Here is a 5,981-nt window from a genome sequence, read left to right on the forward strand (position 1 = left end):
ATTGAAATCAACCGCAACGCCGTCAAGCGCGGTGAAGCCGACCGGAACCGGTTGGGGGTGCAGAACCTGGTTTTCAAACAGGACGATGCCCGCGTTCTGGCAAAGCACCTGCCCGCCGATTTGGTCATGGTGGACCCGCCAAGGGCTGGGCTTTCGCCTGAGGTGCTGGGGGCTCTGCTCGAAGGCCAGCCGGCCCAGATTCTCTACATCAGCTGCGACCCGGCCACCTGGGCCAGGGATGTGGGCAGGCTGGTGCAGGCAGGTTATCGGCTTGGTTTTGTGCGACCCTACGACTTTTACCCTTTTACACACCACGTCGAGGTTCTGAGCTTGCTAATGCGGTAGCCACACGCTCCATTGATGCCCGGGAGTGTTCGCCAACCAGGAATCTGTCACGGCGCAAGGCTTATGAATGCAGGGGACAAGATAGCCCAGGCGCGTTTGCTCCACCTGCATCAACTACCGGTGTACAAAAACCTTTCAAGAATCCACGAGCACAGCGTCGCATAAATGCCCTTACAACCACACCCGCACGCTGGGCGAATCAAGCAAATCTTAGCTTGGACTCGCTAAGTACCTCCCTACCTCGCAGGGGAGGCCAGGTGGGGGTTGCGACCTAGCCTTTTATGCAATCAGCAAATTGAAGGCCATGCCTAGTACCCTCCCCAACCCTCCCTACGCGGTAGGGAGGGGCTTGAGGGCTATCGCTCTTTCGATTCTGTTGGCGTGGATGCGCATCTTTACCACTGTGTAACAAGTTGAGCTTGGGAAGGCGAGAGGTCTGTGCCTTATCGCGCTCTTCATGGACGTGGCCGCCCATCCAGGCGGCCACTGTTCTGTTCAGAACCAGGCTTTCTCGAACTTGAGTGGATAAGATGTGAAGAGCGCTTTACCCTTGCGCTTTACCGCCCAATCTCCGACAATCAGCTTCGTGTTGGCGAAGCGGATTATTCCTTGCCTGGATGTTCATGCGGGGCGGGTGGTCAAGGGTATCAACTTTGTGAACCTGCGGGACGCCGGCGACCCGGTTGAATCGGCTAAAGCCTACAACCAGGCCGGGGCCGACGAGCTGGTTTTCCTGGACATTACCGCCACCCACGAAGAACGCGGCATTATGCTCGAGATTGCCACGCAGGTAGCTGAGCAGGTTTTCATTCCCTTTACGGTGGGCGGAGGAATCCGCAGCCTCGAGGATGCCCAAGCCCTGCTGCGGGCCGGGGCCGATAAGGTCTCGATAAACTCGGCTGCGGTGCGTCAACCCGAGCTCATACAGGCGCTTTCCGACCACTTCGGCAACCAGGCGGTGGTGTTGGCCATTGACGCACGACGAAAGGGAACCTCCTGGGAGGTTTATGTGGCCGGGGGCCGCACCCCCACCGGCCTGGATGTGCTTGAATGGGCCGAAAGAGGGGCTTTGCTGGGGGCGGGGGAAATCCTGCTCACCAGCATGGATGCCGACGGCACCAAGGCGGGTTTCGACCTGGATTTGTGCCGGGCCGTGTCGCAAGTGGTGGGCATCCCGGTTATTGCCTCTGGCGGCGCGGGAAGCCCGGCCCATTTTGCCGAAGTTTTGCAGGACGGCATCGCCGACGCTGCCCTGGCCGCCAGCGTATTTCACTTTGGCGAGATTCCCATTCCGGCGCTCAAGGCTTACCTGGCCCAGAGGGGCATTCCGGTACGGATTGAGCCAGCCCTTGCGCCTCGGTAGAGGGTGTTGCAATCCTCCTCCCACCCGTCGAAAATAGGGGCCTGGTACTCTTATGAATCTTGACGACGTGCGATTTGACGCCAGTGGGCTGGTTCCGGTTGTTGTGCAGGATGTTCGCACGGGCCAGGTACTCAGCCTGGCTTACGCCAACCGTGAAGCCCTGGAAAAGACCCTGCAAACCCGCCAGAGCACCTTCTGGAGCCGCAGCCGGGGAGAGCTATGGGTCAAGGGCCTCACCTCTGGAAACACCCAGGAGGTGCTCGAGGTGGCCCTCGACTGCGACCAGGATGCCGTTTTATACAAGGTTATCCCACACGGCCCGGCCTGCCACACCGGGGCCGAAAGTTGCTTCCATGATCCCCTCACTCCACCGGCCCACCCACCCCTGGGCGAGGTGCTGGAGCGGGTCTTCCGCACCATCAAGCAGCGCCTGAAGACGCTTCCCGAAGGCTCCTATGTGGCCAAAATGCATCAGGCCGGCCTCGATCGGGTGCTCAAGAAAATCGGGGAAGAAGCGGGTGAAGTGATTATAGCAGCCAAAAACCCGGACCCAAAAGAACTCGAGTGGGAGGCCGCAGACCTGCTTTTTCATCTGCTGCTGGCCCTGGCCGAGCGCGGCATCACCCCCACCGACCTGGCCCACACGCTCTGGAGCCGCCACAAACCATAGAGCGCTCTTCACATATTCGGAGCCATTCGACTATAAGAAAGCTTTGTCCTGGACAGAACAGTGGCCGCCTGGAAACTCGAAAACATGCCTCTCGGCCCAGACGCATTCTCGTTTTCGTGGGCGGCCACGTCTGTGAAGGGCACGATAAAGCCGCTCCTGGAAGCACTACCAAACCCAAGCCCTGCATAAAGCTTGGTAAGCTCTGGTCATGGAACTCGAGACCGAAATGGACATTGAGCGGCTCTTGGTGCTGGAAATAGCCCGGGTTACCGAACAGGCCGCCCTGGCGGCCAGCCGGCTGGCCGGAATGGGCAAAAAAGACGAGGTGGATGGGGTCGGAACCCAGGCCATGCGCGAGGTGCTGTCGGAGCTGCCCATCAGGGGGCGCGTGGTGATTGGCGAGGGGGAGATGGACGAGGCCCCCATGCTCTACATTGGCGAAATCCTGGGGCGCGGCGGCCCAGAAGTGGACATTGCAGTTGATCCGGTCGAGGGGACCACCATCACCGCCAAAGGTCTCCCCAACGCCATTACCGTGATCGCCATCAGCGAAAAAGGCGGGCTGGTGGGTGCCCCCGATATGTACATGCAAAAACTGGTGGTGGGCCCTCCGGCGGCGGGCAAGGTGAACCTGGACTTTCCCGTAGAGGCCAACCTCCGAATTATTGCCGACTCCCTTCAGCGCAAGGTGGAAGACCTGGTGGTGGTCATCCTGGATCGGCCCCGACACGAAAAACTGATTCGAGAGGTGCGCGAGGCCGGGGCCAGGGTCAAGCTCATCACCGATGGCGACGTAGTGGCCGCGGTTTCGGTCGCCGTGCGGGGCACCGGCGTTCACGCCATGATGGGCAGCGGCGGCGCCCCCGAAGGGGTACTGGCCGCAGCGGCCCTCAAGTGCATGGGCGGTGAGATTCAGGGCCGTTTCTTGCCGGAAAACGAGGCCCAGCTCGAGCGCCTCAAAGCCATGGGCGCCGACGAAAAGAAAATCTACCGCACCAACGACCTAGCCCCTGGAAAGCAGATTGTTTTCTCGGCCACCGGCATCACGCACGGGGAATTGCTCGAAGGGGTGCGCTATTTTGGCGGTGGAGCCCGCACCCATTCAATTGTGATGGGCTATCAGACCAGGGTAGTGCGCTTCATAGACTCGATACACCTTTTTGAAAGTGGTGCACGGGTCAATATACGGGTCTGAGGCCCCCTTGAGCTGCGTCAGCAACTTTCGACCATACACAAGGAGGGAATGGGGGGTCTTAGGTTAGGAAATGGCCCTCCAGCATTTGCCTCCTACCCCAAACCCCGCACCATGCCTCACTGCGGCCTGCAGTTTGCAAAGTGTTCGAGTTGGGTAGGTTCGATCCAACCGCCATTCAACTGTGAAAAGCTTTGTCCTGTAAGGAACAGTGGCCGCCTGGAAACTCGAAAACATGCGTCTCGGCCCAGACGCAACGCAGACAAGCGTGCCTCACCAAGGTGAGGCACGTCTCTTTGTCCCTTCTCGTTTTCGTGGGCGGCCACGTCTGCGAAGGGCGCGAAAGAACGGCTAAAAACCAATGTTGACGCCCACCGCGCCCCCTAAGCCAAATGTGCTGGAGCCCGAGAAAAACAACATGGGGTGCACCTCAACAAAAATACCGATAAGGGGCAGGCCCACGTTCAGGTAGGTTCCAACCACGCCCCTGGCCCCCAAGCCTCCGCTGGCAGAACCCTGGGCCAGCAAAGATACCGTAGAACCCGAGGCATAAAACAGACCCGCCCCCGCGTACAGGTCGGTTAGGGGCACCGTGACCAACACGTCGGCGCCGCCACCCAAAGAGACCGGGCCACCGGTGAAAAAGTTGGCCCCCGCATACACCCGCCCATCCAGCAGGAAAGGTACCAGGGGCAGGCGGATGCCCGCATTGACGCCAAAAGGGCTACCGGCGGTGACCTGAACGCTCTGGGCGAAAGCCGGGGTGAGCAGCAAGATTGCCAAAACCAGCCATTTGCGCATAGCCAAACCTCCGTGATGAGTATACGGGGCTTTTCCGGCTGGCGGCTGTGATGAATGGCCGCTTTTCCTGGAGGCCCTCTCAGCGTCTTGCCGTTGACCGAGAGTGGCTGGAATGGCGACAAGGGCCATCGAACCAAATAGATAAGCGCCAAATATGCCCGAGGAGGCCTGAGCCCCAGGAATCTGTTCCGGTCCGAGACTTGTGAACGTGCAACTGTCCATGGACTAGTAGAAGGGGTTTTGTGCGTCGCCGTTCTGCACATCAAACGCGGGCCCTTTGCGCTCGAGCCTTTTGACGATAGGCTAGACCTGTATGCGAATTTTGGTTGCCAACGATGACGGGATTTTTTCGCCAGGAATCAAGGCTCTGGCCTTTGCGTTGCGGGAGATTGCCGAAGTAAATGTGGTGGCCCCCGATGTGGAGCAGTCCGGGGTGGGGCACAGCATCACCTTTCGCAGGCCGCTTCGCTTCAAGCACACTGCCTCGGCAGGGTTTGGTGAGATTCCCGCCTATCGCGTGGACGGCACGCCGGCGGACTGTGTGGTGCTGGGCAGCCGGCTGCTGGGATGGCCCGATCTGGTGGTCTCGGGCATCAACATTGGGGTCAATATGGGTCTCGACCTGACCCACTCGGGAACTGTTGCAGCGGCTTTGGAGGGCGCCTCGCTCGGCATTCCTTCCATCGCCTTTAGCCTGGACGCCTCGGGCGAGGAGCTGCACTTCGAGGAGGCGGCCCGCAACGCGGTGCCCATTGTGCGGTGGGTGCTGAAACATGGCTTGCCCCATAAAACCTTGCTCAACGTCAACTTTCCCAACCGCACGCCCCTGGGGGTCAAAATTACCCGACTCTCCACCCACCGCTACGAGGATTCCATTGTGGAGCGGGAGGATCCCGATGGGCGGCCCTATTACTGGGTGGCGGGCAAGCCCACTGCCGAGCTGGAGGAAGGCACCGATTTCTGGGCTGTTCAGAACGGCTTTATCTCGGTCACACCCATTACCCTCGACTACACCAACCACGCCTTTGCCGTTGAACTCGAGCGCAGGTTCAGCCTGCGAACCGGCAGGGCCGCTGCTGGCCCGAGGGGAAAACGCAAAAGAAGCCAACGCGGTTAGTTCACCGCCGTAAAGTTGTTGCTTCACACGCCCCATTGCAGGATTAACAACGATGCCGTCTCTTCGTAGCTGGGCGGGTGGGGCCTATGCCCGACCTCCCGCAAACAGGTTAGGGTCGGCGAGCCAGCCGAGCCTTCCCTTGGGTATGGGGGCGGTGTGAATCTTGCGGGGTTGCAGAGACGCAGACCGTACCCCTGACGCCAACTTTGCTTAAACCCTTCACATCTGATTGGCGTGGTGAAGCAGGGAGCGGGGGCTTGGGAGTAAGCGGGTCAAGGGCAGGGGTTTCGCTTCACTTCCTTGATTGCCTTGCAGTGAGGCTGAGCCTTGAGAGGCCACCTAACCGCCTTATCGCGCTCTTCACAGACGAGGCCGCCCACGAAAACGAGAAGGGACAAAGAGACGTGCCTCACCGAGGTGAGGCACGCTTGTCTGCGTTGCGTCTGGGCCGAGACGCATGTGTTCGAGTTTCCAGGCGGCCACTGTTCTGTTC

The 5,981-nt window shown here is 60.0% G+C and carries 5 protein-coding genes and 1 pseudogene; 5 read left to right on the forward strand and 1 reads right to left on the reverse strand.

Features of this window, described 5'->3' with window-relative positions; genetic code table 11:
• The 4 genes and pseudogenes from NZN28_RS13560 to glpX form a co-directional block, all read left to right on the forward strand.
• Positions 1-345: pseudogene (locus NZN28_RS13560) on the forward strand (RNA methyltransferase); the annotation flags it as partial.
• Between the two features lie 586 nt (positions 346-931).
• Positions 932-1,708 (forward strand): imidazole glycerol phosphate synthase subunit HisF, encoded by a 777-nt coding sequence (gene hisF, locus NZN28_RS13565; protein ID WP_295399025.1) that lies wholly within the window; start codon positions 932-934, stop codon positions 1,706-1,708.
• Between the two features lie 52 nt (positions 1,709-1,760).
• Entirely contained in the window at positions 1,761-2,378 is a 618-nt protein-coding gene (hisIE, locus tag NZN28_RS13570; RefSeq protein WP_295399027.1) for a bifunctional phosphoribosyl-AMP cyclohydrolase/phosphoribosyl-ATP diphosphatase HisIE, read from the forward strand.
• Positions 2,379-2,604: 226 nt separating this feature from the next.
• Entirely contained in the window at positions 2,605-3,573 is a 969-nt protein-coding gene (gene glpX / locus NZN28_RS13575; protein ID WP_295399033.1) for a class II fructose-bisphosphatase, read from the forward strand.
• A gap of 348 nt (positions 3,574-3,921) precedes the next feature.
• Here the strand turns inward: glpX and NZN28_RS13580 are convergent, their stop codons facing one another.
• A complete protein-coding gene (locus NZN28_RS13580; RefSeq protein ID WP_295399029.1) occupies positions 3,922-4,371 on the reverse strand; it encodes a hypothetical protein in 450 nt (149 codons plus the stop codon).
• A gap of 313 nt (positions 4,372-4,684) precedes the next feature.
• Between NZN28_RS13580 and surE the strand changes: the two genes are divergently transcribed.
• Positions 4,685-5,488 carry a 5'/3'-nucleotidase SurE gene (gene surE / locus NZN28_RS13585; RefSeq protein ID WP_295399031.1) on the forward strand — a complete coding sequence of 268 codons (804 nt, stop codon included), beginning with the start codon at positions 4,685-4,687 and terminating at the stop codon, positions 5,486-5,488.
• Positions 5,489-5,981: the final 493 nt, after the last annotated feature.

Source organism: Meiothermus sp. (assembly GCF_025056915.1).
GTDB lineage: Bacteria > Deinococcota > Deinococci > Deinococcales > Thermaceae > Meiothermus.

Bases quoted from the DNA above. Each gene is read 5' to 3' on its own strand.
- hisIE (WP_295399027.1), top strand. From the start codon at position 1,761: ATGAATCTTGACGACGTGCGATTTGACGCCAGTGGGCTGGTTCCGGTT.
- glpX (WP_295399033.1), top strand. From the start codon at position 2,605: ATGGACATTGAGCGGCTCTTGGTGCTGGAAATAGCCCGGGTTACCGAA.
- NZN28_RS13580 (WP_295399029.1), bottom strand. From the start codon at position 4,371: ATGCGCAAATGGCTGGTTTTGGCAATCTTGCTGCTCACCCCGGCTTTC.
- surE (WP_295399031.1), top strand. From the start codon at position 4,685: ATGCGAATTTTGGTTGCCAACGATGACGGGATTTTTTCGCCAGGAATC.